General features: G+C 58.7%; 17 protein-coding genes and 1 pseudogene. 8 read left to right on the forward strand and 10 right to left on the reverse strand.

The features are described 5' to 3' along the window. Positions 1–4 precede the first annotated feature (4 nt). On the forward strand, positions 5–3,292 hold the full coding sequence (locus NTD86_RS22250) for a bifunctional diguanylate cyclase/phosphodiesterase (protein ID WP_262205486.1): 3,288 nt from the start codon (positions 5–7) through the stop codon (positions 3,290–3,292). Positions 3,293–3,333: 41 nt separating this feature from the next. Here NTD86_RS22250 and NTD86_RS22255 read toward each other — a convergent pair whose 3' ends face one another. Continuing rightward, positions 3,334–4,194: a pirin family protein gene (locus NTD86_RS22255; protein ID WP_262205488.1), complete on the reverse strand. Its 861-nt coding sequence runs from the start codon at positions 4,192–4,194 to the stop codon at positions 3,334–3,336. Between the two features lie 188 nt (positions 4,195–4,382). Here NTD86_RS22255 and pvdM point away from each other — a divergent pair, with 188 nt between their 5' ends. From pvdM to NTD86_RS22285, 6 genes are all read left to right on the forward strand, one after another. Further along, positions 4,383–5,729, forward strand: a complete 1,347-nt coding sequence (gene pvdM, locus NTD86_RS22260) for a pyoverdine-tailoring dipeptidase-like protein PvdM (RefSeq protein WP_262205490.1) — start codon at positions 4,383–4,385, stop codon at positions 5,727–5,729. Between the two features lie 11 nt (positions 5,730–5,740). Further along, the gene (locus NTD86_RS22265; RefSeq protein ID WP_262205491.1) at positions 5,741–6,601 is read left to right on the forward strand and encodes a formylglycine-generating enzyme family protein; all 861 of its coding nucleotides are present in this window, start codon (positions 5,741–5,743) and stop codon (positions 6,599–6,601) included. Positions 6,602–6,718: 117 nt separating this feature from the next. Beyond that, positions 6,719–8,383 (forward strand): cyclic peptide export ABC transporter, encoded by a 1,665-nt coding sequence (locus NTD86_RS22270; protein ID WP_262205493.1) that lies wholly within the window; start codon positions 6,719–6,721, stop codon positions 8,381–8,383. A gap of 135 nt (positions 8,384–8,518) precedes the next feature. Next, positions 8,519–10,993 (forward strand): TonB-dependent siderophore receptor, encoded by a 2,475-nt coding sequence (locus NTD86_RS22275; RefSeq protein WP_262205494.1) that lies wholly within the window; start codon positions 8,519–8,521, stop codon positions 10,991–10,993. A gap of 218 nt (positions 10,994–11,211) precedes the next feature. Beyond that, positions 11,212–12,075 (forward strand): LysR family transcriptional regulator, encoded by an 864-nt coding sequence (locus NTD86_RS22280; protein ID WP_262205495.1) that lies wholly within the window; start codon positions 11,212–11,214, stop codon positions 12,073–12,075. A gap of 109 nt (positions 12,076–12,184) precedes the next feature. Continuing rightward, positions 12,185–13,429, forward strand: a complete 1,245-nt coding sequence (locus NTD86_RS22285; protein ID WP_262205497.1) for an AGE family epimerase/isomerase — start codon at positions 12,185–12,187, stop codon at positions 13,427–13,429. Between the two features lie 13 nt (positions 13,430–13,442). Here NTD86_RS22285 and NTD86_RS22290 read toward each other — a convergent pair whose 3' ends face one another. The 6 genes from NTD86_RS22290 to NTD86_RS22315 form a co-directional block, all read right to left on the reverse strand. Beyond that, on the reverse strand, positions 13,443–15,875 hold the full coding sequence (locus NTD86_RS22290; protein WP_262205498.1) for a TonB-dependent siderophore receptor: 2,433 nt from the start codon (positions 15,873–15,875) through the stop codon (positions 13,443–13,445). A gap of 100 nt (positions 15,876–15,975) precedes the next feature. Continuing rightward, on the reverse strand, positions 15,976–16,953 hold the full coding sequence (locus NTD86_RS22295; protein WP_262205500.1) for a FecR family protein: 978 nt from the start codon (positions 16,951–16,953) through the stop codon (positions 15,976–15,978). Between the two features lie 2 nt (positions 16,954–16,955). Then, positions 16,956–17,462 carry a sigma-70 family RNA polymerase sigma factor gene (locus tag NTD86_RS22300; protein WP_262205501.1) on the reverse strand — a complete coding sequence of 169 codons (507 nt, stop codon included), beginning with the start codon at positions 17,460–17,462 and terminating at the stop codon, positions 16,956–16,958. Between the two features lie 145 nt (positions 17,463–17,607). After that, positions 17,608–18,354 carry an SDR family oxidoreductase gene (locus NTD86_RS22305; RefSeq protein ID WP_262205502.1) on the reverse strand — a complete coding sequence of 249 codons (747 nt, stop codon included), beginning with the start codon at positions 18,352–18,354 and terminating at the stop codon, positions 17,608–17,610. Positions 18,355–18,417: 63 nt separating this feature from the next. Continuing rightward, positions 18,418–20,514: a putative bifunctional diguanylate cyclase/phosphodiesterase gene (locus tag NTD86_RS22310; RefSeq protein WP_262205503.1), complete on the reverse strand. Its 2,097-nt coding sequence runs from the start codon at positions 20,512–20,514 to the stop codon at positions 18,418–18,420. A gap of 234 nt (positions 20,515–20,748) precedes the next feature. Further along, positions 20,749–21,633, reverse strand: a complete 885-nt coding sequence (locus NTD86_RS22315) for a LysR family transcriptional regulator (RefSeq protein ID WP_262205505.1) — start codon at positions 21,631–21,633, stop codon at positions 20,749–20,751. 162 nt (positions 21,634–21,795) lie between these two features. Between NTD86_RS22315 and NTD86_RS22320 the strand changes: the two genes are divergently transcribed. Further along, positions 21,796–23,322, forward strand: a complete 1,527-nt coding sequence (locus NTD86_RS22320; protein WP_262205506.1) for an MFS transporter — start codon at positions 21,796–21,798, stop codon at positions 23,320–23,322. A gap of 69 nt (positions 23,323–23,391) precedes the next feature. On the opposite strand, the pseudogene NTD86_RS22325 reads toward NTD86_RS22320, so the two are convergent. The 3 genes and pseudogenes from NTD86_RS22325 to NTD86_RS22335 form a co-directional block, all read right to left on the reverse strand. Then, positions 23,392–23,574: pseudogene (locus NTD86_RS22325) on the reverse strand (PadR family transcriptional regulator); the annotation flags it as partial. 260 nt (positions 23,575–23,834) lie between these two features. Beyond that, entirely contained in the window at positions 23,835–24,035 is a 201-nt protein-coding gene (locus NTD86_RS22330; RefSeq protein ID WP_262205507.1) for a hypothetical protein, read from the reverse strand. Then, positions 24,032–24,502 (reverse strand): hypothetical protein, encoded by a 471-nt coding sequence (locus tag NTD86_RS22335; protein WP_262205508.1) that lies wholly within the window; start codon positions 24,500–24,502, stop codon positions 24,032–24,034. The genes NTD86_RS22330 and NTD86_RS22335 overlap by 4 nt, the downstream gene beginning before the upstream one ends. Positions 24,503–24,726: the final 224 nt, after the last annotated feature.

Here is a 24,726-nt window from a genome sequence, read left to right on the forward strand (position 1 = left end):
GTACATGTCAAACCCCACCGATGCGTTGCGATCTACCCCTGATGCCCCAGACATCGACCTGTCAGCACTGGAGCAGGATGGGCTGAGCGCCACGCAATTGCTGGCCGCGCTGAACGCTGCGCAACTGGGTGCATGGTGTTGGCAACTGGAGAGCGGCGAACTCCATTGGTCGAATGGGGCACATGCTTTATTTGGGCTTGAAACTGCACAGGCACTGCCCGGCAATCTTCAGCAATTGGCCACCCTGCCCTTTGATGACTGGCCCAAGGCCCAAGAGGCCTTTGAAGCGATCCTTAGCGGCGAGCCTCTGCAAAAACCCATTCACTACCGGGTGCGCTGGCCAGACGGCAGCCTGCATTGGCTGGAAATCCACGGCAGCCGGGTCCCGGGCGATAACGTCAGGCCACGCATCATGGGCGTGATTCGCGACGTCACCCTGCAGCGTCAACGCCAGCAAGCCCTCAACAGCTCTGAACAACGGTTTTCCACGCTGTTTCAGTTGTCTCCGCACATGGTACTGCTGGTGCGGATCGAAGACGGGCTGATCAGCGAAGCCAACCATTGCTTTGAAAGCCTGCTGGGCTGGAAAGCCAGCGAGGCCATCGGCCGTACCACCCTGGAGCTAGGGATCTGGCGCGACCCGGCGCAGCGCCAGCAATTCACCCAGGCAGTCAACGCCCACAACGCCCCCATCTACATGGAAGCTCAATTGGTCGCACGTAACGGCCAGCTTCACGACGGCATTCTCAGCGCTCAAAAGGTCGAACTGGAGGGTGAGGCGTACCTGATCAGCACCTTCGTCGACAACAGCATTCGCAAAGAAGCCGAACAAGCGCTGATCGAAAGCCAGGAACGGCTGGACCTGGCGCTCGACTCTGCGCAGTTGGGCACCTGGGACTGGCACATCCCCAGCGGCCGTCTTTATGGCTCGGCACGTGCGGCGCAATTGCATGGATTGCCGGCCGAGCCGTTCAATGAATCTTTCGATGCGTTTTTCGACGGCGTGCCTAAAGAAGAGCGTTGGACCATGCGCAACGCCTACCGCTCGCTCCGCGAAGGCCCGGCAGGCAATTATCAGCTGACCTACCGCGTGCCGCTGGCAAACGGCACTTCGCGCTACCTGGAAAGCCGCGCCCGGCTGTACCGCGATGCACAGGGCATGCCCCAGCGCATGGCCGGCACCTTGCTCGATATCACTGATCAAGTGGAGCGCGAGCAGCGCCTGAGCGCGTCCGAAGAAAAGTTCGCCAGTGTGTTCCAGACCAGCCCCGACCCGATTTGCGTGATGCTGGCAGACAGTGCCCACTTCATCGAAATCAACGCCAGCTTCACCCAGACCTTCGGTTGGACCGTGAACGACCTACAGGAGGGGCCGCAGCCCGACTGCAGCCCGAACGACGCCTGCACCCAACACTTGCAGCAGTTACAAAGCATTATTCGCGCACCGGCGCAGAACAATACCGCGCTGTCCCTGCATCACAAAAATGGCGACCCACTGACCTGCGTGATGTCCAGCCGCCACATCGAGGTCGACGGCCAGCCCTGCATCGTCACCACCCTGCGTGACATCACCCAGCAACAACGGGCCGAGGCCGCCTTGAAGGCCAGCGAAGAAAAATTCGCCAAGGCATTTCACTCAAGTCCGGACGCCATCACCATCAGCGAACTCGCCACCGGGCGATACCTGGAGGTCAATGACGGGTTCACCCGGCTCACGGGCTACAGCAGCGACGAGGTGATCGGGCATAGCCCGTATGAACTGGGGATTTGGGGCGACCATTCAAAACGTCAGGAACTGCTCGACGAGCTGCAGGAAAAAGGCCGCATCAGCCATCGAGAAGTACTTGGCCGCGCCAAGAACGGCAAGCCACTGACAGTCGAGATTTCCATAGAGCAGATCACCCTTAACGACCTGCCCTGTCTGCTGCTGACCGCCCGCGATATCAGCCAGTTGAAAAGCGCACAGGCGCAGATCCGGCACCTGGCCTACCACGACTCACTGACCAACCTGCCAAACCGTGCCCTGCTGATGGATCGTCTCAGCCAGCAAACCTCACTGCTCAAGCGTCATGACTTACGGGGCGCGTTGCTGTTCTTGGACTTGGACCACTTCAAGCACATCAACGACTCGCTGGGGCACCCAGTGGGCGACTCGGTGCTGCGCATTATCACTGCGCGGCTGGAAGTCAGCGTTCGCAGTGAAGACACCGTGGCCCGTCTGGGCGGCGATGAGTTCGTGGTGTTGCTGACCGGGCTCAAAGGCTCGCAGCAAGAGGTCACCAGCGCCGCGTGCCATATTGCCGACACCATTCGCCAATTGCTGGCCGAGCCGATGTTCATCGACGGCCAGCGCCTGCAAGTGACACCCAGCATTGGCATCGCGCTGATTCCCGATCACGGCTCAAACCCGGCAGACCTGCTCAAACGCGCCGATATTGCGCTGTATCGGGCCAAGGATGCAGGGCGCAACACCATCCAACTGTTTCACTTTGACATGCAGACCGCGGCCAGCGAACGCATGCGCATGGAAAGCGATTTGCGCCAGGCACTGGCACGCAATGAGTTCACCCTGCATTTTCAGCCGCAAATCGACGCACGCAGCAACCGCATCGTCGGCGCCGAGGCCTTGCTGCGCTGGAGCCACCCCGAGCTGGGCCCTCAGTCACCGGGCGAGTTCATTAAGATTCTCGAGGATAGCGGCCTGATTCTAGAAGTTGGCACCTGGATTCTGGATGAAGCCTGCCGCGCTTTCGGTCTGCTGCTCAAGGAAGGTCTTCTCGATCCGAATGATTTCAGCCTGTGCGTCAACATCAGCCCACGGCAATTTCTGCAGAGTGACTTCGTTGATAGGGTCCGGCTCAGCCTGTTGAAACATCACCTGCCCTACTCGATGCTCAAACTTGAAGTCACCGAAGGCATCGTGATTCAAAACCTGGAAGACACCATCGAAAAAATGCACCAGTTGATTGCCTTGGGCGCCAGCTTTGCGATGGACGATTTCGGCACCGGCTATTCCTCACTGACCCACCTCAAACGCTTGCCAGTCGATACCCTGAAAATTGACCAATCGTTCGTGCGGGACGCGATCCAGGACCCCAATGACGCCGAGATCATTCGCGCCATCGTCGCCATGGCTCACAGCCTGGGCCTGACCGTGGTGGCCGAAGGGGTTGAGCAGTTGGCCCAATTGAAGTTTTTGCAAACACTGGACTGCCACTTGTACCAAGGCTATCTACACAGCCGGCCAGTACCCTTGGCGCAATTTCGCGGGCTATTGCAAAAAACCCCGTAGGGGCTGCCGCAGCCTGCGGCAACCCCTACGGGGTGAGTGGTTTACATCCGGCCAAATTTGCCCGACTGGAAGTCCCTGAAGGCCTGATGAATCTCAGCCTCGCTATTCATCACAAATGGCCCGTGACCCACAATGGGCTCGTCGATCGGCTCGCCACTGAGGATCAACAACACGGCATCGTCGCTGGCGTGCAGGCGAACTTGCGTGCCCTCACGCTCGAACAATGCCAGTTGGCCTTCACCTACGGCATGCTGGCCATTGACCTCAACTGAGCCATGCAGCACCACCAACGCCGAAGTGTGGTCCTGAGGCAGGTCGAAAGTTGCCGATTTGCCTGCGTTCAAGCGAATGTCCCACACATCGATGTCGGTAAACGTGCGCGCCGGGCCACGCTTGCCGTCGAACTCACCGGCGATCAGACGCAACGTGCCGGCATTGTCCTTGAGAGTCAGCACGGGAATGTCACGGTCCAGAATGCCCTGGTAACCCGGCTCGGCCATTTTGTCCTTGGCAGGCAAGTTCACCCACAACTGCACCATCTCCAAGGTGCCGCCACGGCGGGCAAACGCCTCGGAGTGGAACTCTTCGTGCAGAATGCCGGACGCTGCCGTCATCCATTGCACATCGCCGGGTCCGATCACGCCACCGTTGCCGGTAGAGTCGCGATGCTCCACTTCTCCCTGGTAAACGATAGTCACCGTTTCAAAACCACGGTGCGGGTGTTGACCTACGCCACGACGCTCGGTAGTCGGCGTGAATTCGGCAGGGCCCGCGTAATCAAGCAGCAGAAACGGGCTGACATGCTTGCCCATCGAGTCGTAGGAAAACAACGTGCGCACCGGAAAGCCATCGCCGACCCAATGACCTCTGGGAGCGGTGTAGAGACCCAAAATGTTTTTCATATTGCACCTCCTGTCATGCAGGGTTGCCATTCTAGATTCACACCATTTATATGACTAGACAGCCTTTATAAGTCTTAGCGTCCTATTAATAGAACAATCGACTACCCATCATGTAAATTTCTGCCTCTGCCTCTCGTCCCCTCCTGATAGCAAATGCCGGACACCGGCGGATTTCTACTGAGGTGGCGATGACTAAACCACGCACAACAAAGGCCCTGTTAATCGGTATTCCCCTGACACTGGCGGTGGCCGTCGGGGGCGGTTTTCTGGCTTGGGAGACGTTCTACGCAGGCAACGCGGGGTATCCGCAGAAGATCGTCAAACAGGCCGATGAGCTTCAAGAGCGCATGCTCTCGTTCGACAGTCATATCACCGTTCCCCTGGAATTCGGCAGCGCCGGCAATGAGGCCGACAAAGATGGCCCCGGCCAGTTCGACCTGGTCAAGGCGGCCAAAGGTCGATTGTCAGGGGCCGCCCTGACCATTTTTGGCTGGCCGGAAATCTGGAACGGCCCTAACGCCCCGCACCGCCCCACGGCCGGTTTTGTCGAGGCGGCACGCAATGAGCAAGAGGCGCGTTACACCATCATCACCGGCATGGTCCGCGACTTTCCTGATCAAGTGGGAATTGCCTACACCCCGGATGATTTGCGCCGCCTGCAGGGTGAAGGCAAGTTTGCGATTTTTATCAGCATGCTCAACGCCTATCCGCTGGGTCATGACCTGGACCAACTCGACAAATGGACAGCGCGCGGCATGCGCATGTTCGGTTTCAGCTATGTCGGCAACAACGACTGGGCCGACTCTTCGCGCCCGCTGCCCTTTTTCAATGACACCCCTGACGCCCTTGGAGGCCTGTCAGAGATCGGCAAACAGGCCGTACAACGCCTGAACGACCTGGGCGTGATCATCGACGTGTCGCAAATGTCGAGCAAAGCACTGGAACAAGTCAGCCAACTCAGCCGCACGCCTCTGGTGGCCTCACACTCCGCACCGCGAGCGCTGGTCGACATTGCGCGCAACCTCAGCGACAAAGAGATGCAATTGATCAAGGACACGGGGGGCGTTGTGCAAATTGTCGGCTTCGGTACGTACCTGCGGCCTCTGAGCCAAGCCACCCAAGACAAACTCAACAGCTTGCGCAGCCAGTTCGATTTACCGCCCCTGCCTAACCTTGAGATGGCTCTGATGCCCGGCGACGCCATCATCACAGTCTGGCCCGAACAACGCTTTGGCCAATACGCCAGCGGGCTGTACGACATCGTCGAGCATGAGCCCAAGGCCACGCTCAAAGACTACGGCGACGCGATTGACTACGCGGTAAAAAAAATCGGCATCGACCATGTCGGCATCAGTTCGGACTTCAATGATGGCGGCGGGCTGGAGGGCTGGAAGGACGTAAGCGAGAGCCGCAACGTCACCGCCGAACTGCTGCAACGCGGCTATAGCGAGGCAGATATCGCCAAGCTCTGGGGCGGCAATTTCCTGCGAGTCTGGGACACCGTGCAAAAAGCTGCCAAACCTACCGCCAAATGAAGTGTTCACCCATGCCTACGTTGAAACCGATGTATTGCTTGCTATTCGCCAGCCTGCTGCCTGCCCTTGCCCACGCCAAGCCTGATACCAAGCCAGGTACAGTCTTTAAAGACTGCAAGAACTGCCCGCAGATGGTGGTGCTGCCTGCGGGCAGTTTCGTCATGGGCACGCCTGATGATGAAGTCGGCCGTGAACCCGATGAAGGCCCGATGCACACCGTAACTTTTAGCAAACCAGTGGCCATCAGCCGTTTTCAAGTCACGGCGGCTGAGTTTGACGCTTACATCAAGGAAACCGGGGTCACGATTGCCGATGGTGACGACCGCCCCGGCCGCAAATGCACTGCGAGCAAGCCCAGTTATCCGCAAGGGCCGCGCCAGCCTGCGGTGTGCATGGATCTGGAGGATGTCAGACAGTACGTCAAATGGCTGGCGAAAAAGACCGGCCAGCCCTACCGCATGGTCAGCGAAGCCACTCGCGAATACGCGGCCAGAGCCGGATCGACCGGTCCGTTCCCCTTCCCGATGGATGAAGGCAAGGCCTACAGCATCGCTAAACACGCCAACACCTATGGCCCGGCAGATGGCTACAGTTACAGCTCGCCGGTGGGCAGTTATCCAGCCAATGCCTTTGGCGTTTATGACATGCACGGCAACGTGTACGAATGGCTGGCCGACTGCAAACACAACGATTACGTGGGAGCGCCCACCGACGGCAGCGCCTGGGTAACAGACTGCGCCGGTGAACTGATGCAGATTCGCGGCAACGATTGGGGCGAAGCCCCGGTGTTTTCTCGCTCGGGCAACCGCAACGACATCTACCCGCAAACCCGTGGCGACTGGATCGGTTTTCGGGTAGAGCGCGACCTTTAACGATCAAAATGCCCGCGTCCAGAGGTTTATGCGCAACCTGTGACAGTGGCTAAATCCCCACTCCAATCACTCGTTCACAAGAGACTGCCCTTCCCTTGATCCAAGGAACTCTTGTTTATGAGCCAGCCCTCCACACCCCGGACCTCGCCCGGGGTTCTTCAAGAATTGTTTATCCTGCTCAAGCCCTTGCGCCTGATCGTCATCCTGTCGATCGTGCTGGGCATGATCGGCGGGTTAAGCATCACGGTGCTGCTGGCAACCATCAACAGTGCCCTGCATGCAGAAAGCGGTCTAAGCCAACACGTGGTCACGCTGTTTGCAGGGCTTTGCGTGCTGGCGCTGGCCAGCTCAATTGGCTCAGACATCGGCAGCAATTATGTGGGCCAACACATTATCGCCAGGCTGCGTCAGGAGCTCGGCGAAAAGGTGCTCTGCGCGCCTATCGCGCACATCGAACACTATCGCAGTCACCGGCTGATCCCGGTGCTGACCCACGATGTCGACACCATCAGCGATTTCGCCTTCGCATTTGCCCCACTGGCGATTTCACTGACCGTGACCTTGGGCTGCATGGGCTATCTGGCCATGCTGTCGTGGCCGATGTTTGTGATGATGCTGGTGGCGATTGTGATCGGCACGGTGATCCAGTACATCGCACGCGGCCACGGCCTGAACGGTTTTGCCCAGGCCCGCGAGGCCGAAGATGAACTGCAAAAGCATTACAACGCGATTGCCGAAGGCGCCAAGGAACTGCGGATCCACCGCCCGCGCCGGCAACGCATGTTCGTGGACGGGATCCAGCGCACCGCAGCCAAGATCTGCAACATCCAGGTGCGCTCTATCAATACGTTTGTCATCGCCAAGAGCCTGGGCTCGATGCTGTTTTTTGTGGTCATCGGTCTGGCGCTGGCCATGCAATCGTTATGGCCCAGCAGCAACCCCGAGGTGACCAGCGGTTTTGTGCTGGTGCTGCTGTACATGAAAGGCCCGCTGGAACATTTGATCAGCACCCTGCCGATCATCAGCCGGGCGCAGATCGCCTTCCGGCGCATTGCGGATTTATCCGAACAGTTCAACTCACCCGAGCCGCACCTGTTGCTCAACGCCCAGGGCACGCCAGACATGACGCTCAATCGCCTGGAACTGGCAGACGTCAGCTACAGCTTCCCGCCCGTGCAAGGTAGCGCGCCGTTCCGCCTGGGGCCGGTGAACCTGACGATCAATCAGGGCGACATTGTCTTCATCGTCGGTGAGAACGGTTGTGGCAAAACCACGCTGATCAAGTTGCTGCTGGGCCTGTACACCCCACAACACGGCGAAATCCGTCTCAATGGCCAGCCTGTTACGGCCGAAAACCGAGATGACTATCGCCAACGGTTCACCACTATTTTTGCCGACTACTTCTTGTTCGATGACGTGGTGCAAGGCGACATGCACATTCCGCAAGACGCCGAGCAGTACCTCAAGCGTCTGGAAATTTCTCACAAAGTCAGCATCACCGACGGCCACTTCAGCACCACCGACCTGTCGACCGGCCAACGCAAACGCCTGGCACTGGTCAACGCCTGGCTCGAAGAGCGCCCGGTACTGGTGTTTGACGAATGGGCAGCCGACCAGGACCCGACGTTTCGGCGCATTTTCTATACCGAACTGCTGCCCGACCTCAAGCGATTGGGCAAGACCATCATCGTGATCTCCCACGACGATCGCTATTTCGATGTCGCCGATCAATTGGTGCGCATGGACAGCGGCAAAGTCAGTACGGCGCTGGACGTAGCGTAATTCAACGCTCCAACACGTTTTTGGGAGCAAGGCCGATTTTTTTCAGGAACTTTTATCCGGTTTCTCAATCGCGCTGCGTCTAATAATTATTCCCATTAACAAAAAAGAATTTTCCTACGGAGCCTAGCTAAAAACATGCAACGACCAACCTTGACCCGTACCCCTCTCTCGATTGCTACCCAGCGCCAGAGTGTTCGCCGCACTCTGCTGTCCAGTGCCTTTGTGGCGTCGGTTTTACTCGGATCTTCACTGGCTCAGGCCGCCCCGGTTGCCGTGAATATTCCCGCACAATCGCTGGCCAGCGCTCTGAACGAATTCGGCAAGCAAGCCAACCTGCAAGTGTTGTACAGCCCGGACCAGGTGCAAGGGATCAAATCGCGCTCGGTGTCGGGTTCGCTTGAGCCAATCCAGGCACTGGAAACCTTGCTGCAAGGCAGCGGGATTTCCTATCAGCTCAATGGCAACACCGTGATCATCAACACGCATCAGGGTAAAGGTCTGGAACTGGGTACGACGACTATTTCCGGCAAGGGCCTGGGCAATACGCTGATCACTGAAGACTCCGGTTCCTACACCACTGGCGCTACCGCCACTTCCACCAAGCTGCCCCTGTCGATTCGCGAAACCCCGCAGACAGTGACCGTTGTCACGCGCCAGATGATGAACGATCAGGCCGTTCAAACCATTGGCGATGTCCTGCGTAACGCACCGGGTATCTCGACCCAGGCCTACGACAGTGACCGCATGGAGTACTCGGCACGCGGCTACGCCATCACCAACTACCAGTACGATGGTGTCAACAGTTTGTATGACGGGGTGTTTGAAGAGGGCGCGACCAAGGTCGACATGGCCTTGTATGACCGGGTCGACATTGTCAAAGGCGCAACAGGCCTGTTGTCCGGTTCGGGCGAACCTTCAGCCACCGTTAACCTTATCCGTAAAAAACCGACCCGCGAATTCAAGGCTTCGGTCAGCGGCACCGTTGGTTCGTGGGACGATTACCGCACTGAGGGTGATATCTCTGGCCCACTGAATGAAGATGGCAGCGTGCGCGGCCGTGTGGTGGCGGTCTATCAGGACGCGGATTCGTACCGCGACCACTATTCAAAAAAGAATGACGTGTTCTACGGCATCATCGAGGCCGATCTTACTCCCGACACACTGTTCACCTTTGGCATGGATTACCAGAAGATCAAGCCACGCGGCTCGTCCTGGACCGGCAACCCCTACTATTTCTCTGACTTCACCAAGACCGACTTCAGCCGTTCGTTCAACCCGGCCACTGACTGGAGCCGTCGTGACGTGGTGGCCAAAACAACCTTTGCTTCTCTTGAACACCGCTTCGCCAACGACTGGAAAGTCAAAGGCACCCTGACCCAGCAAACCAACGACCACGATACCCAACTGGGCTCGGCCAGCGGTGGCAATCCAGACCCGGTGACCGGCAAAGGGATGTTCTTCTACTGGGGCAAATGGGAAGGTCATCGCGTACAGAATACAGCTGACATCAATGCCACTGGCCCCTTCACGCTGTTCGGCCGCGAGCATGAACTGGTGGTGGGCGCCACGTCGCAATCCTCACGTCAAACCGGTGCAACCTTTGACGGCAGCCTGTTCGGCCTGGTGCCTGGCAGCATCTTTGACTGGAACGGCCATTACCCGAAACCGGACTTCCCGAAAAACGGCAAATACCAAGAAAACACCAACCAGAACAGCGCCTACATCGCTGCGCGCTTCAAGCCCGCCGACGATTTGTCGGTCATCCTCGGTAGCCGCATCAGCGACTTCCAGTACAACGAGAGCTACAAGTATTACGTGCAGTCTCAGACGTTCAGCGACAACAAAACCACTTCCAAGCAACACGGCAAGGTCACTCCTTACGCCGGGGTGGTGTATGACCTGAACGATACCTACTCGACCTATGCCAGTTACACATCCATCTACAAACCGGTGACTCAGCGCAGCCAGTCCAACACCACCCTGGCGCCCACCGAGGGCAATAGCTATGAAATCGGCCTGAAGGGTGAGTATTTCGATGGCCGCCTGAATGCCAGTGTGGCGGTGTTCCGCACGGAACAGAAAAAGCTGCCGATCTATGCAGGCACCAACCCGGATACCGGCCGCGACTACTACGAGTCGGTTGACGGCGCGAAGACCAAAGGCATCGAGTTTGAACTGACCGGCGAACTGATGCCGGACTGGAACATCATGGCCGGCTACACCTACGCCCAGACCAAGACCGATGACGGCAAACGGCTGTACGGTTACCCGCTGGAAACCACCAAGCCGGAGAACGTGGCACGAGTATTCACCACGTATCGCCTGCCGGGCGCGCTGAACAAAGTCACTGTGGGCGGTGGCGTGAACCGGCAAAGCCCGTTCTACGGCAAGATCTGGAACGACCCCAAGGGCGACTACGACATCATCGAGCAGAACAGCTACGCGCTGGTTAACCTGATGACCCGCTACGAGTACAACGAACACTTGTCGTTCAACCTCAACGCCAACAACGTGTTCGACAAAAAATACCTGTCGGGTCTGGGTAACTTCAGCACTGTTTACTATGGAGAGCCGCGCAGCCTGTCGCTGACCACCAAGTACACGTTCTAACCCCTCTACACACGGATGATGGGTGCACAACAGTAGTCGCTGACGAAGGATGACACTGCGATGGGTTGCCAAGCGGCCCCTTGGTGGCGAGGCCGCATCGCAGCCTTCGCTCCTCGTCAGCGACTACCGTTTCGTGATCGCGAGCAAGCTCGCCGGGTGCCCATGTGTTTTTCGTGCATTGCCCTTACACTGAGCACCCCTTGCTCACTGGCGCGATCATGGACCTCGACCTGGCCCGTACTTTCCTCGAAATCGTTCGCTGCGGCAGCCTCGCGGCGGCGGCCGAGAAACTTTACATCACCCAGACTGCCGTAACAGCCCGCGTGCAGAAGCTCGAAAGCCTGCTCGGTACCGGGCTGTTTGTGCGTAACCGCGCCGGCGCCAAACTGACCCCTGATGGCGAAGCCTTCGTGGTGTATGCCAACCAGCTGATGCAGACCTGGGAGGCCGCCCGCCGCGATGTACCGCGCCCCGAAGGCCTGCACAAGATGCTGCACATCGGTGGTGAAGTCAGCCTGTGTAACCCGCTGATTTTGAGCTGGGCGAAAACCCTGCGCGAACACCTCACCAAGCACGCTTTGCGGATTCAGATTCGCGACGGCGAATTCTTGTTGCGTCAGATCGAAATGGGCCTGCTGGATGCCGCGTTGGTGTATCAGCCTGCCTATTGGCCGGGGATGCAGGTCGAGCAGTTGCTGGAAGAAAAACTCATCCAGATTCGCCGCCCTGCCCTGCCCGAGCCTTACGTGTACGTAGATTGGGGCGAAGATTTCCGCCGTCAGCATGACGCAGCCCTGCCAGACAAGGCTCGGGCGCCGATCAGCTTCAACCTGGGGCCGGTGGCGTTGCATTTCATTCTGGAAAACGGTGGCAGCGGCTACTTTCGCACCCGGGTGGTCAAGAGCTACCTGGACAGTGGCGCGCTGGAGCGTGTGCCCAAAGCGCCCGAATTCAGTTACCCGACTTACCTGGTGTACTCGCGCGAACGCGACAGCCCGGCGTTGCAACACGCCATCGAACTGCTGCGCGAGTTGGTCAAGGAGGACGGTGACTGGTCACAGCGATGGGGCCCGGAGATTTAAAGCAGCCCACCAAACCCCGTTGCGCATCGTTAATAGATGAAAGCTTTCAGCTTTGCGCGCAATCCCTTAGTCTGCGAGCGCCGAATAACAAGAACCTCACAGGTGGCCCATGACCAATCTCACGCGGACCAACGAAAGCTGGCTGACTTCTGCCTCCCATCAACAATGGCTCCACGAGCAGGGCCAGGCGCTGGTGGATTTTGCCAAGGCGGCCCGTGTGCCCCAGGGTTTTGCCAGCCTCGACCGGTTTGGCAAACGCGCGGAGGATGCTCAGGTGGACACGGTGACCACTGCACGCATGGTTCACAGCTTTTCCCTCGCCCATATTCAGGGCCTGCCCGGATGCACACCGCTGATTGATCATGGCCTGTCAGCCTTGACGGGTGCACTGCGCGATACCAACCACGGCGGTTGGTTCTCCAGCCCGGATGCCCAGAATGGCAATCGACGCAAAGACGCTTATCTGCATGCGTTTGTCGCACTGGCCGCGAGCTCGGCTGTAGTCGCCGGGCGTTTGGGCGCTGCCGAATTGCTGGCCGAAGCCGTGGGGGTATTGGAGCGACACTTCTGGTCCGAAGACGAAGGCGCCTTGCTGGAAAGCTTTGCCGAGGACTGGAGTGATTGCGAGTCGTATCGCGGCGCCAACAGCAATATGCATGGCACCGAAACCTGCCTGGCGTTGGCCGACGTACTCGACGAAGACCTGTGGCTCGACCGCGCCTTGCGCATCGTCGAACGGGTCATTCATCAACACGCAGCCCAGTCCGGCTACCTGCCCATTGAACACTTCGATGCCCACTGGCAGCCGCTGCCCGACTACAACCGCGATAACCCGGCAGACCCTTTCCGGCCGTTTGGCAAGACACCCGGCCATGCGTTTGAATGGGCGCGCCTGTTGCTGCACCTTGAAGCAGCACGCAAACAGCGCGGTCTGCCAAACCCTGACTGGTTGCTGGACGATGCACGTCAACTGTTCCACAGCGCATGCCGGTACGGCTGGCAGGCCGATGGTCAGCCAGGCATTGTCTACACCCTGGACTTCGCGCATCAACCGGTCGTGCGCGAGCGCCTGCACTGGACACTCGCTGAGGCAGCCGCCGCTGCCACCGCGTTGATTCAGCGCACCGGCGAGCCTGTTTACGATGAGTGGTATCAGCGTTTCTGGGACTACATCGACCTGCACCTGATCGACCGTGAGCACGGCAGTTGGCACCACGAGCTGGGGCCCGACAACCTGCCTTCGGCCACCATCTGGCCGGGCAAAGGCGATCTGTATCACGCTTACCAGGCCACGTTGCTGCCCCGCTTGCCACTGGCAATCAGCCTGGCCAGTGCCCTCAAGCTACGACGTTGAGGGCAGGCGAGCATCACCAATCGTATTTGACTTCCAACGCTGCCGTGCGTTGTTGGCCGTAATAGCAACCAAAGCTGTAGTTACAGGATGACACGTACTCGCGGTCGAACAGGTTTTGCACGTTGAGGCTGGTGCTCACGCCTTTGAGACCAGGGTCCAGCGCAGCCAGGTCATAACTCACCGTGGCGTCATACACCACGAAAGAAGGGGTTTTGAAGGTGTTGGACGAATCCCCATTGTTTCTGCCGGTGTAGCGCGCACCGCCGCCCAGCGTCACGCCCTGCAGCGCTTTGCCCGTGAAGTGGTAATCGGCCCACACACTGGCCGCCCAGGGCGCCTGAGCTTCGTTGCGCTTGCCTTTGTTGTTGTAGTTGGTTTTTGTGTAGAAAGCATCCAGGTAGGACAACGAGCCAATCAGGTCGACATTGGCCAAACTGCTCTTGGCTTCCAGCTCTACACCACGCGAGCTTATCTCGGCGGCCTGCAACTGATACTCCTGATACTCCAGGTCGCCGGTCAGTACATTTTGCTGCTTGATATCAAACACCGAAGCCGTGAGCAGCGTGGTGTCATTGGGCTGGTATTTAACCCCCACTTCGTATTGCTTGCCGGTCACCGGCACAAACGCCTTGGCGCCCCGTTCCGGTGCCGTGGTGCCCACCGACGGCAGGAATGATTCGGTATAGCTGATGTACGGTGCCAGGCCGAACGAGGTGACGTAGGTCAGGCCCACGCGGCCGGTGAATTTGTTGTCGTTTTGCGGCTCTCGGATGTTGGCCAGCAGGTCGTTGTTTTCAACCTTGGCCCAGTCCTGACGACCACCAATGGTCAGGATGAAGTTGTCCAGCTTGATCTGGTCCTGCACATACAACCCCGTTTGCTTGATCCGGTTGTCCCATTTTGTGGTCAGGGTCGGCACACCCGTCGTGCGATAGTTTGTCGGGTTGTACAGGTCGATGACTTCGCTGCCATACAGGTTGTAGCCCTGATATTTACGGGTGAAAGAGCGGTAGTCGAGCCCCACCAGCAACGTGTGCTGCAATGCCCCGGTGGCAAAGTCGCTTTGCAGGTGGTTGTCGAACGTATACGAGCTGTTTTGCTGGCGCCAGTCCAGCTTGGTCCGCGTGGCGTGGGTGTCAGCCACCCCGTCTACCGTGACAAATCGGTTGAGGTAAAAGCCCTTGTAGCGATCATTGACGTCGACGTAGCTCAAACTTTGGCGATAGGTCATGACGTCATTGAAGGCATGGGAAAACTGATAGCCGAGCACGTATTGGTCGCGCTTGTAGTTGTTCCATTTCGAGTCGCCCAAAAAGGCATCACGATCAATCTTGTTGCCCTGGGAGTTGTGATACAGACTGCCCACTGCAGGCAGCGCCTGATAATCAGCCAAGCCGTCATCGCGCTGCACTTGCGCGTAAACGGTCAATTCGGTGCTGTCATTGGGCGTCCAGCGCACGCTCGGCGCCAGCAACTTGCGTGAATCCTTGGTGTGATCCACTTGCTCGCCGCCGGTGTTGCCGACACCGATCAGTCGGTAGCTCAGGGTCTGGTCTTCATCCAGCGGCCCGGTGAAATCAAAAGCCAGGTTATAGCGGTCAAAACTACCGGTGCCGACTTTGATCTGGTGCTTGGCTTCGGAGCTGGGACGCTTGGAGACAAGGTTGATCATGCCGCCCGGCTGGTTTTGCCCGTACAGCACCGAAGACGGGCCTTTGAGCACTTCGATGCGCTCCAGGGTGTAGGGGTCGATTTGCAGCGCCCCGCCCAGGCTGCCAGCCGCAGGCAAATAGGCGCCATCCAGATACAGAAATGTCGGAGCGAAGCCGCGACTGGTGATTTCGTCTGCGATGGTGTTGCGGTCGGTAAAACCATTGGTGCTCAGGCCCGGCGTATAACGCAAAGCCTGGGTCAGGTCGCGGGCACCCTGCACCTCCACTTGGTCAGCGGTGACCACGTTGATGGTTTGCGGGATCTCCAGAATCGGCGTATCGGTTTTGGTCGCGGTGGCTGAGCGAGTCGCCACAAAACCGTCCACCGGGCCACGAGCCTCTTCGACATGATGTGCAGAAACCGTCGTCGCGCCGAGGTTCAAGGCCCCCGTTTCCACCAGTGGATAAACGCTCAACGTGCCATTTTCAGTAACGTTCAAGCCCAATCCGGTGCCCGCCAAAGCCTGCTGAGCAGCTTGTTGCGAGGTGTATCTACCCTGCACCGGTGCCGACGTCTTGCCTTGCACCAAGCTCGCCGCAATGGACAGGGTCAGATTGTTGTCACGCGCAATCCGGCTCAAGGTCACGCCTAACGGCGCCGCTGGCAGATCATAAACCTGAAGGGCACTTTGCTCATTGGCCGGCGAGTCGGCCAGCGCACTCAACGGCTGGCCGATAGTGCTCAGGGTAATGGTCAGTGCCAACAGGCAAGGTCTTAGCGGGGCATGCGACATTGGGGATCCTTTCTCGTTGTGGTGTAGGCCGTTCTAACTTTGACCAACGAGCAGGATTTTCCCCTCACGCCATGTGTAAATAATTCGTATTCGGTTGTTTTTAGCGACGCACGTCAACCACCGTCAGCCAAGGCCCATAGCGCTTCACAGTGATCGGCAAGGTTTGCGCCACGGCATTCAGGGCGTGTGCCGGGTTATCCAACGGGAAAACGCCAAAGACTCGCACCCGCGCCGCTTCCGGGCTGATGCGTACAACGCCGGTCTGATAAGGGCGCAAGGCCTCGATCAAGGCCGACAACGGTTCATCCTGCAATTCGACCCGGCCTTGCAGCCAATCGGCCTGACTGCGTGACGACGGGGTTTGTGGATCAATCTGGAGGGTCGTGAACGACACCGCCTGACCCGTTTCAATCAGCCGTCGCAATCCGCCCGAGGTATCCAGTTGCACGCTGTGCTGCTGCACGCTGGCCAGGCTTTCATCGGTGCCTTGGCGCACCATGAAGCGTGTACCCAGGGCTTGGACCTGGCCTTGTCCGGTCGCCACGACAAACGGACGCCCGGGATCGGCGGCCACATCGACTTGCAGCTCACCTTCTCGCAACCGCACGCGGCGCTCCCCGGCACTGAATTCGATATCGACCGCGCTGCGCGCATTAAGGGTCAGGCGGCTGCCATCGGCCAACTCAATGGTTTTGCGTTCACCGGTCCCGGTGTGTTCATCGGCCATCAAGCCCGCCAGCGGTGTGACTCGATCAACAACACCAGCAGTCCCCAGACCCAGCAGCAACAGCAACAAACCGCCTTGCAGGGCTTTTTTACCTGAAGACGAGGTGGTGCCCAGAATGGCTTTGCTTGCGGCTTGCAATTGGCCAGGGCTACGACGATCAACTGATTGCAGGTCGCTCAGCGGCGACTTCAACAACCCGGCTACGCGCTGCCAGGCCGCCTTGTGTTCCGGGTTTTCAGCCAGCCAGGCTTTGAATACCTGCCGCTCCGAAGGGCACGCCTGGCCCGATTCCAGCCGCAGCACCCAGTCAATGGCTGCGCGGGTGATGGGGTCGACCTTGGTTTTGCTCATGTTCAGTCCGCCGTTTGTGACAAGCAATGAACAAAGGCACGACGCAAATCACGCTCTACGGTTGCCAGCGAAACACCCAACAGTTCAGCGATGGCCAGATGCGGCATGCCCTCGAGGCGGCTCAGCAAAAAGGCCCGTTTGACCCGCTGGGGCAGACCTTCCAACGCCCGATCGATGGCTTCGATGGCCTCGCGCACCAGGGCGATGTCTTCAGCCGATGGCGCATGGTCTTCCGGCAGTTCAGCCAGTTGTTCAAGATACGACTGCTCGAGTTTGCGGCGACGCCAGAGGGAGCACAGCAGCCGGCGGGCAACGGTACTGAGGTAGGCGCGAGGCTCCTGGATACGGTCCAGTTGTTGCGCGTCAAAAGCGCGCAAAAAAGTGTCTTGGGTCAAATCAGCCGCATCCTGCGGGCAACGCACCTGACGCCCCAGCCAGCCGCGCAACCACACATGATTGTCGTGATACAGGCTCGCCAGCAGGGCTTTGGGATCCAGATGAGTAGACACAATAGATAACCAGACTTAAATAGCAATAAGTCGCATTATCGGCAGATTGAACGCAATTGCAATCCGCTTGTTTAGAACAAATCGTGCGCCCCGCGATCTTTTGATTTTTTAAAAGATCGCGAGGCAAGCTCACTTCGACACTTTGCTAGCGCCCTCCGCCCAGGTCCAGGAAGGTGCCGGTGGTGTAGGAAGCCTTGTCCGAAAGCAGCCAGATGATAGCTTCGGCGACTTCTTCAGGGCGGCCACCGCGGCCCATGGGGATCAGCGGTTCAAGTTTACTGACCCGCCCGGGGTCGCCGCTCAGGGCGTGGAAGTCGGTGAAAATATAGCCTGGGCGCACGGCGTTTACCCGAATGCCCTCACCCGCCAGCTCTTTGGACAAGCCCAGGGTGAAGGTGTCGAGCGCGCCTTTGGAGGCGGCATAGTCGACGTACTCGCTGGGCGAGCCCAGCCGCGCGGCCACCGAGGAGACATTGACAATGTTGCCACCCTGCCCGCCATAACGCGGTGACATGCGCAACACCGCGTGCTTGGCGCACAGGATAGGGCCCAACACGTTGGTTTTAAGGGTGTGCAGGATACGCACCTCGGACATTTCGTCGACCCGGGACTTGTGCCCCACGGTGCCCGCATTGTTGACCAGCGCCGTGACCTGCCCCAGTTCAAGGTCAACCCGCGAGAACAGGCTGATGACTTCGTCCTCGTCGCTCACGTCTGCCCGAACGGCGATGGCCTGAGCTCCCAGCGCACGCACTTGGTCGAGCACTTCATGGGCCGCCGTGTCGTCAGACTGGTAGTTGATGCAAATCCGGTAACCCTGTTGCGCCGCCAGTACGGCAGTGGCTGCGCCAATGCCGCGACTACCACCGGTGATCACGATGACTCTATCCATAAATACGCGCTCCCCATTCAACCTGTGGATTTGCCACAGAGTAACCGCGAAGCAGCGGTTTTGTCAGGCTGGAGTCGGTTTGTCGGATACCGGGTGCTCGGCGCGATGAATGTCCATCATGAATTGCTCAGCCGGAAGCGGTTGCCCCAGCAGAAAACCTTGCAGGGAATCACACCCCAGGGTGGTCAGGAAGCTTTGCTGGGTGTCGGTCTCAACGCCTTCCGCGACGATCCGCAAACCCAACGCCTGGCCCAACGCAACAATCGCCGAGACAATTGCCGCATCGTCGCTGTCATGTTCCAGGTCACGCACAAACCCCCGGTCAATTTTCAGCTCGTTGGCGGGCAGGCGCTTGAGGTACATGAGGCTGGAATAGCCCGTGCCGAAGTCATCGATGGACAGGTCGACGCCCATGTGTGACAGCTTTTGCAGCACCGTCATGCTCGCATCGGCATCGCTCATGGCAGTGGTTTCGGTGATCTCCAGGGTCAGGCTGTTTGCCGGCAAGTGGTTGCGCTCCAGCGCAGCGACCACACTGTCGACCAGCCCCGAATAGCAAAACTGCAAGGCCGACAGATTGACCGCAATTCGCCAGTGGCTATAGCCCTCGTCGAACCAGATGCGCATTTGCCGACAGGCTTCGTTGAGCACCCACTCGCCAATGGGAATGATCAAGCCGGTTTTTTCAGCCAGCTCGATAAAGTCGTCTGGCTGCAGCAGGCCTTGTTGCGGATGCTCCCAGCGCAACAAGGCCTCGGCACCGACCGGCTTGCCGTTGCTGGCATCAAACTTGGGCTGGTAATGCAGGCGGAACTGATTGTCTTCCAGCGCGTGACGCAAGTCCTGCAGCAGTTGCAGCTGTTTACGCGCATTGGTGTTCATCGACACGTCAAAGAAACTGTAGCCGTTCTTGCCCCCGCCCTTGGCGTGGTACATCGCGGCGTCCGCGTTCATCAGCAATTCTTCGGCGGTCTGGCCATTGCCGGGGTATAGGGCAATACCGATACTCGCGGAAATCTGCAGATCATGCTCATCCACGCGAAAGCTCTTGGCTAACAGGCTGACTTGCCGGGTGGCCACTTGCGGTGCATCATCGGGCTCGCTCAAACGCACCAGCAAGACAAATTCATCGCCACCGATGCGCGCCAGGGTGTCCTGGCTACGCAACTGCTCGCGCAAACGCAAGGCCACTTCACGCAGCAAACGGTCGCCCACGTGATGGCCAAAAGCATCGTTGACCGGCTTGAAGCCGTCCAAGTCAATGAACATCAGCGAAAAGCACCCGCCCTGCTCCGTCACTTTGCCCATCGCCTGGCTGATCCGGTCAGCCAGCAGAATGCGATTGGGCAGCCCGGTCAAAGTGTCATGCAGGGCCAGTTGGGTGAGTTCCTCGTTGGCCAGGGTCAGCGAGTCGGCCAGGGCCCGTGTGCGGGCATCCAGGCGTGCGTCGAAGATCGAGGTCAGCAGCGCGATCACCAACACGGCCAGGCTGGACACCAGTACCAGATTGTCCAGGCCTTTGCCGCTCAAGCCGCCCACCAGCGCGCCGCAAAAACTGCCCACCGGGAAATTCGCCGCCGCCATGCCGGTGTAATGCATGCCGACAATTGCCAGCCCCATGATCACCGAGGCACCGGCGCGAATCAGGCGCACATAGGGGGTTTGCTTGCGCAGGCGAAAGGCAATGGACAGCGCCGCCGCCGAAGCGCCTACGGCGATCACCAGCGACAGGCCGAACAGGGCTGGGTCGTAATCAATGCCGGGCTGCATCTTCAGGGCGGCCATGCCGCTGTAGTGCATGGCGCTGATCCCCGCCCCCATGATCAAGGCGCCAAACAGCAATTGCAGGGCGGGCAGGCTCGGCTGGCTGACCAGCCACAAGGCAAAACCGCAGGACAGAATCGCCACCACCAGCGACCACAGGGTAAGCCCCACGTCGTAGCCCAGCTCCAATGGCAACTCCAGGGCCAGCATCCCTATAAAGTGCATGGACCAGACCCCGAAACCCATGGCCAGGGCGCCGCCGCCCATCCACAGATAGGCTGTGCGCCCACGTGCGGTGGCAATTCGTCCGGTCAGATCAAGCGCGGTATACGACGCAAGAATCGCGACGCAGACAGAAATAAAAACCAGGGCGGGTGAGTATGTTGCAGCGACCATGAGCCTTCTCTTGAACGATCCGGAACTGCATCCATGCCCGGTGGAAAATGCGCGATTGTACTGCTTCCTGAAACCAACGCACGTAAATGCTAGGGTCTGTTCCCGTTTCATTGCGGCCGCGAAGATAGCCCCCTTGCTACAGGGAAAGGCGCACGAAGCATGGTTGGGTTGTTCCCAATAAGCCTCAAGCAACTTCGCCCTGGAACGCGCCTTTCAGTGAAACGGTAACAGACCTCAAGGGATCTGGGCGCTCGCTTCACGCTTGACCTTGTTTATGTAACGCACGACCGCCGCTGACTTTTCAAATCGGCGATAGATCAACGACAACCACGAAGTCGCGTCACACCCCTCAATGGTGCGATACAGCACATTTGGCAAGCTGATGTGCCCTACCACGCAGGCCGGCACTACGGCTACGCCGCGGTTCAGCGACACCAGGGCGATTACCGCCACCAGGCCACCCGGCTGCGGCCCCAGCTTGGGGGCATAGCCCCCCTGGGCCGCCACCTGCAAAGTACCGCTGATCTGCTCCGGCAAAATGAACGTCTCATGCTGCAAGTGGCCAGCATTGATCTGTTTAAGCCGAGTGAGCCATGCATCGGCGGCGAACGCCAGCACAAAACCTTCACTGTTCAGACGAATGGCATCCAGTTCGGGAGGCAGTGCCATCGGTGAGCGCACATAACCCAGGTCAAAGCGCCCTTCAGCCACCATCGTTGGCAAACTGGCCATCGGCGCTTCGCGCACGCTCAGGCTGACCTCTGAAGAGGCCTCGGCGTATGCCTTCACCTGGCGCTGCAAGACACCCGAATACACCGCCGAGGCGACATAACCCAGTTCGATATGGCCGGTCTCACCACGACCGGCCCGCTGTGCATGGCGCTGGGCAAGTTCGAATTGGCGCACAGTGGCGTCGGCCTCAGGCAACAGCGCCTGCCCCGCTTCGGTCAGGCTGACATGGCGCTGTTCACGTACAAACAAACGCACTCCGAGGGCGTTTTCCAGGTCCTGGATCTGACGACTCAACGTCGGCGGCGCAATGCCCAGCACTTCGGCGGCACGGGTAAAGTTGCAGTGCTGGGCAACCGCCAGAAAGTAGCGGAAGTGACGTATTTCCATGGCAGCGTTAGCTCAAAGGTAATGAAGTTCAGGCGGCCAGCTAACGCAACTCGGCTGGCGCAGCGATACCCTGTTGGCACAGCCACACTAGAGAGACATGAACATGCTCGTCAACTTGATTACTCGCAAAGTAACGTCCTTGCTTGGCGCGAGGCAGCGCCCATGAAAACCGTCAGCCCACGACTGACCCTGCTCACCGCCAGCGGGGTGTGCTCATTGATCGTGCTCGACACCAACATCGTCGCGGTCACCCTGCCCACCATTGCCCGTGACTTGGGCGCCAACTTTGTCGACATCGAATGGGTGGTCAGCGCTTATATGCTGGCGTTTGCCGCTTTGCTGCTGCCGGCCGGAAGCATTGCCGACCGGATCGGTCGCAAGACCACCTTGATCTGGGGCTTGAGCATTTTCATCCTGGCATCCCTTGGATGCGCAGCGGCGCCCAACAGCCTGTTGCTGGAAATCGCCCGCGCGGTCAAAGGGGTCGGCGCCGCGCTGTTGCTGACCTCGGCACTGGCTTCCATCGGGCATGCCTTCCATGATGAGGTCGAACGAGCCAAAGCCTGGGCGTTCTGGGGTGCGTGCATGGGCGTGGCGATGACCGCCGCGCCGACATTGGGCGGCCTGATCACCGAGTACCTGGGTTGGCGCTGGATTTTCTACCTCAATCTGCCGGTTGGTTTGGTGCTGATGGCGCTGGTGCGTCATGCCATTGATGAATCTCGCGATCCGCAATCTTCACGGCTCGACCCTTGGGGTAGCCTGGCGTTCAGCGCCAGCTTGCTGTGCCTGATCTGGGGCTTGATCGAAGCCAACCGCATTGGCTGGGACAACTCGCTGACCTATATCCGGTTGTGTGGCGGCGGGCTGCTGTTGGCGCTGTTTGTGTGGATCGAGTCGGTGCAGCAGCGGCCGATGATCGACCTGCAACTGTTTCGTCACCCGCGGTTCATCGGTGCGCTGCTGGGCATGTTTGCCTATGCCGGGTGCGCTCAGGTGATGATGACCTTACTGCCGTTTTACCTGCAAAACGGCCTGGGCTTGAGCGCCATTCTCTCGGGGCTGGGCATGCTGCCTTTTGCCCTGACCATGTTGATCTGCCCGCGCATTGGCGCGCGTATGGCGTCACGTTTCAGCCCCGCGAACATGATGGCGCTGGGCTTGGCCCTGGTGGGCTGCGGCAATTTGCTCAGTGCCTGGGCAGTGGCTCATGGCGGGTACCTGAGTTTCGCGCTCACCACTGCCGTGACGGGCGCCGGAGCCGGACTGCTGAACGGCGATACACAAAAGAACATCATGGCGTGCGTACCGCGTGACCGGGTCGGGATGGGATCCGGCATGAGCACTACCATGCGTTTTAGCGCCATTGTCCTGGCCATCGGCGTATACGGCGCGTTGCTGGGCGGGCACACCGAACAGAATCTGCAAGCCAGCCTTGTGCACATCGCCTCGCCATGGCTGGAACACACTCACTTTATAGCTTCACGGGTAGTGGCCGGCGATCTGACAGGGGCTCTTGGCCAACTGCCGTTGGCGGCACAGGTACAGATACAGCCGCTAGCGACCCAGGCGTTTGTAGAAGGTTTCAGCACCGTGCTGTGGGTGGCCGGATTGCTGTCATTGCTGGGCGCACTGCTGGTGGGCACGTTGATGCGCAAGCCCATTCCTCGGTTTGCGGTTGCGGTTTAAAACACATCTTCAGCCTCTGCTATCAAGACTCACCAAAAGGGCCTGCAGCCGTAGCCACAGGCTACGGCTTTACTCTTTTACGGGGCCATCCACGATGGCCTTGGCGGTGTTGTTCAGCAGGGTGTGCACACGCGCAATCTCTGCCGGGCTCCAGTGGCCACGGTGCAGCTGCAACGCATGACGCAGGTTATGGACGGCCTCATGTATTTCTGCGGGCCGTTCCAGGCTGCGCAATGAGCGTCTGCTCACATCTTTTGCCTAATGGCAGAGACAACATCGGCCTGAAAGTGATGTTTAATCACTACACAATAGGGCTGCACAGTTCACAGGTGGTCAGTGAAAAAGATGCGTGGACTGGAGCACGCTTGCCACTGCATATAGAGGCAGTTGTACCAGTAGAAGGTTTTCGCCAGGGCGAGTATTACGCTAGCGTACACATCATTTTCGAAAGCCTGCTGCCAGGAGAACACTCCCCTGCGGACTTGTCTCTCTGAATGCACAGGTACTGCTTCTCAACAGCTCGCAGCCTGCAAACGCTGCAGCTCGCGGCGGACCATGCTGGCGTATTCGGCGGGGCGCAAGGTGTAAAGTTGCCCCGCCACCCAAGTCAACCATGCCCCCTTGAGTACCGGACGCTGGGCAAACAATTCAGCAGCCTTGGCCTTGGCCTGCTCAAGATGCTGCTGATGAAACTCACTGCGGGCAATCGTCACTCTTTACTGGCCTTGAAGGTCAACTCACCCTTGCGCCATTTGGCTGCCTTGGCCGTCACGGCCTTCAAGGTTTTGCTCAAGCCTGCTTCAAGTTGTTCGGTGGCCGCAAACACCAGCATGACGGTTTGACCTTCTTTGAACACAATCCCTTCACCCAGAGGTGAACTGACGTAGGCATAGTCACCAATGCCGTAGACCGTCATTTTGATTTCACGAAACTTGATATCTAGCTTGCCACCCTCACGACTGGGCATGACTGCGGCACTGAAATGGTCACCTACCTTGAGCTTCAGGCCTGGCTTGTCGTCTACAACCAACGCTGTTTCGGTATCGATTTCAGCGATGTAAATACCTTCTGCAGTTTGCTCGGTGACGTAAACAAAGCGCGAGTGAAACATTTTTACCAAACGGGCCCGCAAGTCACCCAACACAAATAAAGCATGCATCTCCAAATTGCTGACTGCCAACGAAAAGCCCTCAATACAAAAAAATGAAACCGCCCGCTGAAAACAGGCAGCAAAAAGGCCTCATCCACCCATGGAAAACCGAATACGAGAAGTTGACCTGACTGCTGGAGTCAGGGGTGGCATGTGACGTAAATAATAATGGATTACCGCCTGGATTACGCCGGCAAACAAGCACCAGAGCATGAAGGAAAATAGCCAGGTTATGTGCTCGCACACATCGGTTT

This window comes from Pseudomonas sp. 7P_10.2_Bac1, from assembly GCF_025465935.1.
In the GTDB taxonomy this organism is placed as follows: Bacteria; Pseudomonadota; Gammaproteobacteria; order Pseudomonadales; family Pseudomonadaceae; genus Aquipseudomonas.

Excerpts from the sequence above, each read along its gene's own strand:
- NTD86_RS22250 (WP_262205486.1), top strand. The coding sequence starts at position 5 with ATGTCAAACCCCACCGATGCGTTGCGATCTACCCCTGATGCCCCAGAC.
- NTD86_RS22255 (WP_262205488.1), bottom strand. The coding sequence starts at position 4,194 with ATGAAAAACATTTTGGGTCTCTACACCGCTCCCAGAGGTCATTGGGTC.
- pvdM (WP_262205490.1), top strand. The coding sequence starts at position 4,383 with ATGACTAAACCACGCACAACAAAGGCCCTGTTAATCGGTATTCCCCTG.
- NTD86_RS22265 (WP_262205491.1), top strand. The coding sequence starts at position 5,741 with ATGCCTACGTTGAAACCGATGTATTGCTTGCTATTCGCCAGCCTGCTG.
- NTD86_RS22270 (WP_262205493.1), top strand. The coding sequence starts at position 6,719 with ATGAGCCAGCCCTCCACACCCCGGACCTCGCCCGGGGTTCTTCAAGAA.
- NTD86_RS22275 (WP_262205494.1), top strand. The coding sequence starts at position 8,519 with ATGCAACGACCAACCTTGACCCGTACCCCTCTCTCGATTGCTACCCAG.
- NTD86_RS22280 (WP_262205495.1), top strand. The coding sequence starts at position 11,212 with ATGGACCTCGACCTGGCCCGTACTTTCCTCGAAATCGTTCGCTGCGGC.
- NTD86_RS22285 (WP_262205497.1), top strand. The coding sequence starts at position 12,185 with ATGACCAATCTCACGCGGACCAACGAAAGCTGGCTGACTTCTGCCTCC.
- NTD86_RS22290 (WP_262205498.1), bottom strand. The coding sequence starts at position 15,875 with ATGTCGCATGCCCCGCTAAGACCTTGCCTGTTGGCACTGACCATTACC.
- NTD86_RS22295 (WP_262205500.1), bottom strand. The coding sequence starts at position 16,953 with ATGAGCAAAACCAAGGTCGACCCCATCACCCGCGCAGCCATTGACTGG.
- NTD86_RS22305 (WP_262205502.1), bottom strand. The coding sequence starts at position 18,354 with ATGGATAGAGTCATCGTGATCACCGGTGGTAGTCGCGGCATTGGCGCA.
- NTD86_RS22310 (WP_262205503.1), bottom strand. The coding sequence starts at position 20,514 with ATGGTCGCTGCAACATACTCACCCGCCCTGGTTTTTATTTCTGTCTGC.
- NTD86_RS22315 (WP_262205505.1), bottom strand. The coding sequence starts at position 21,633 with ATGGAAATACGTCACTTCCGCTACTTTCTGGCGGTTGCCCAGCACTGC.
- NTD86_RS22320 (WP_262205506.1), top strand. The coding sequence starts at position 21,796 with ATGAAAACCGTCAGCCCACGACTGACCCTGCTCACCGCCAGCGGGGTG.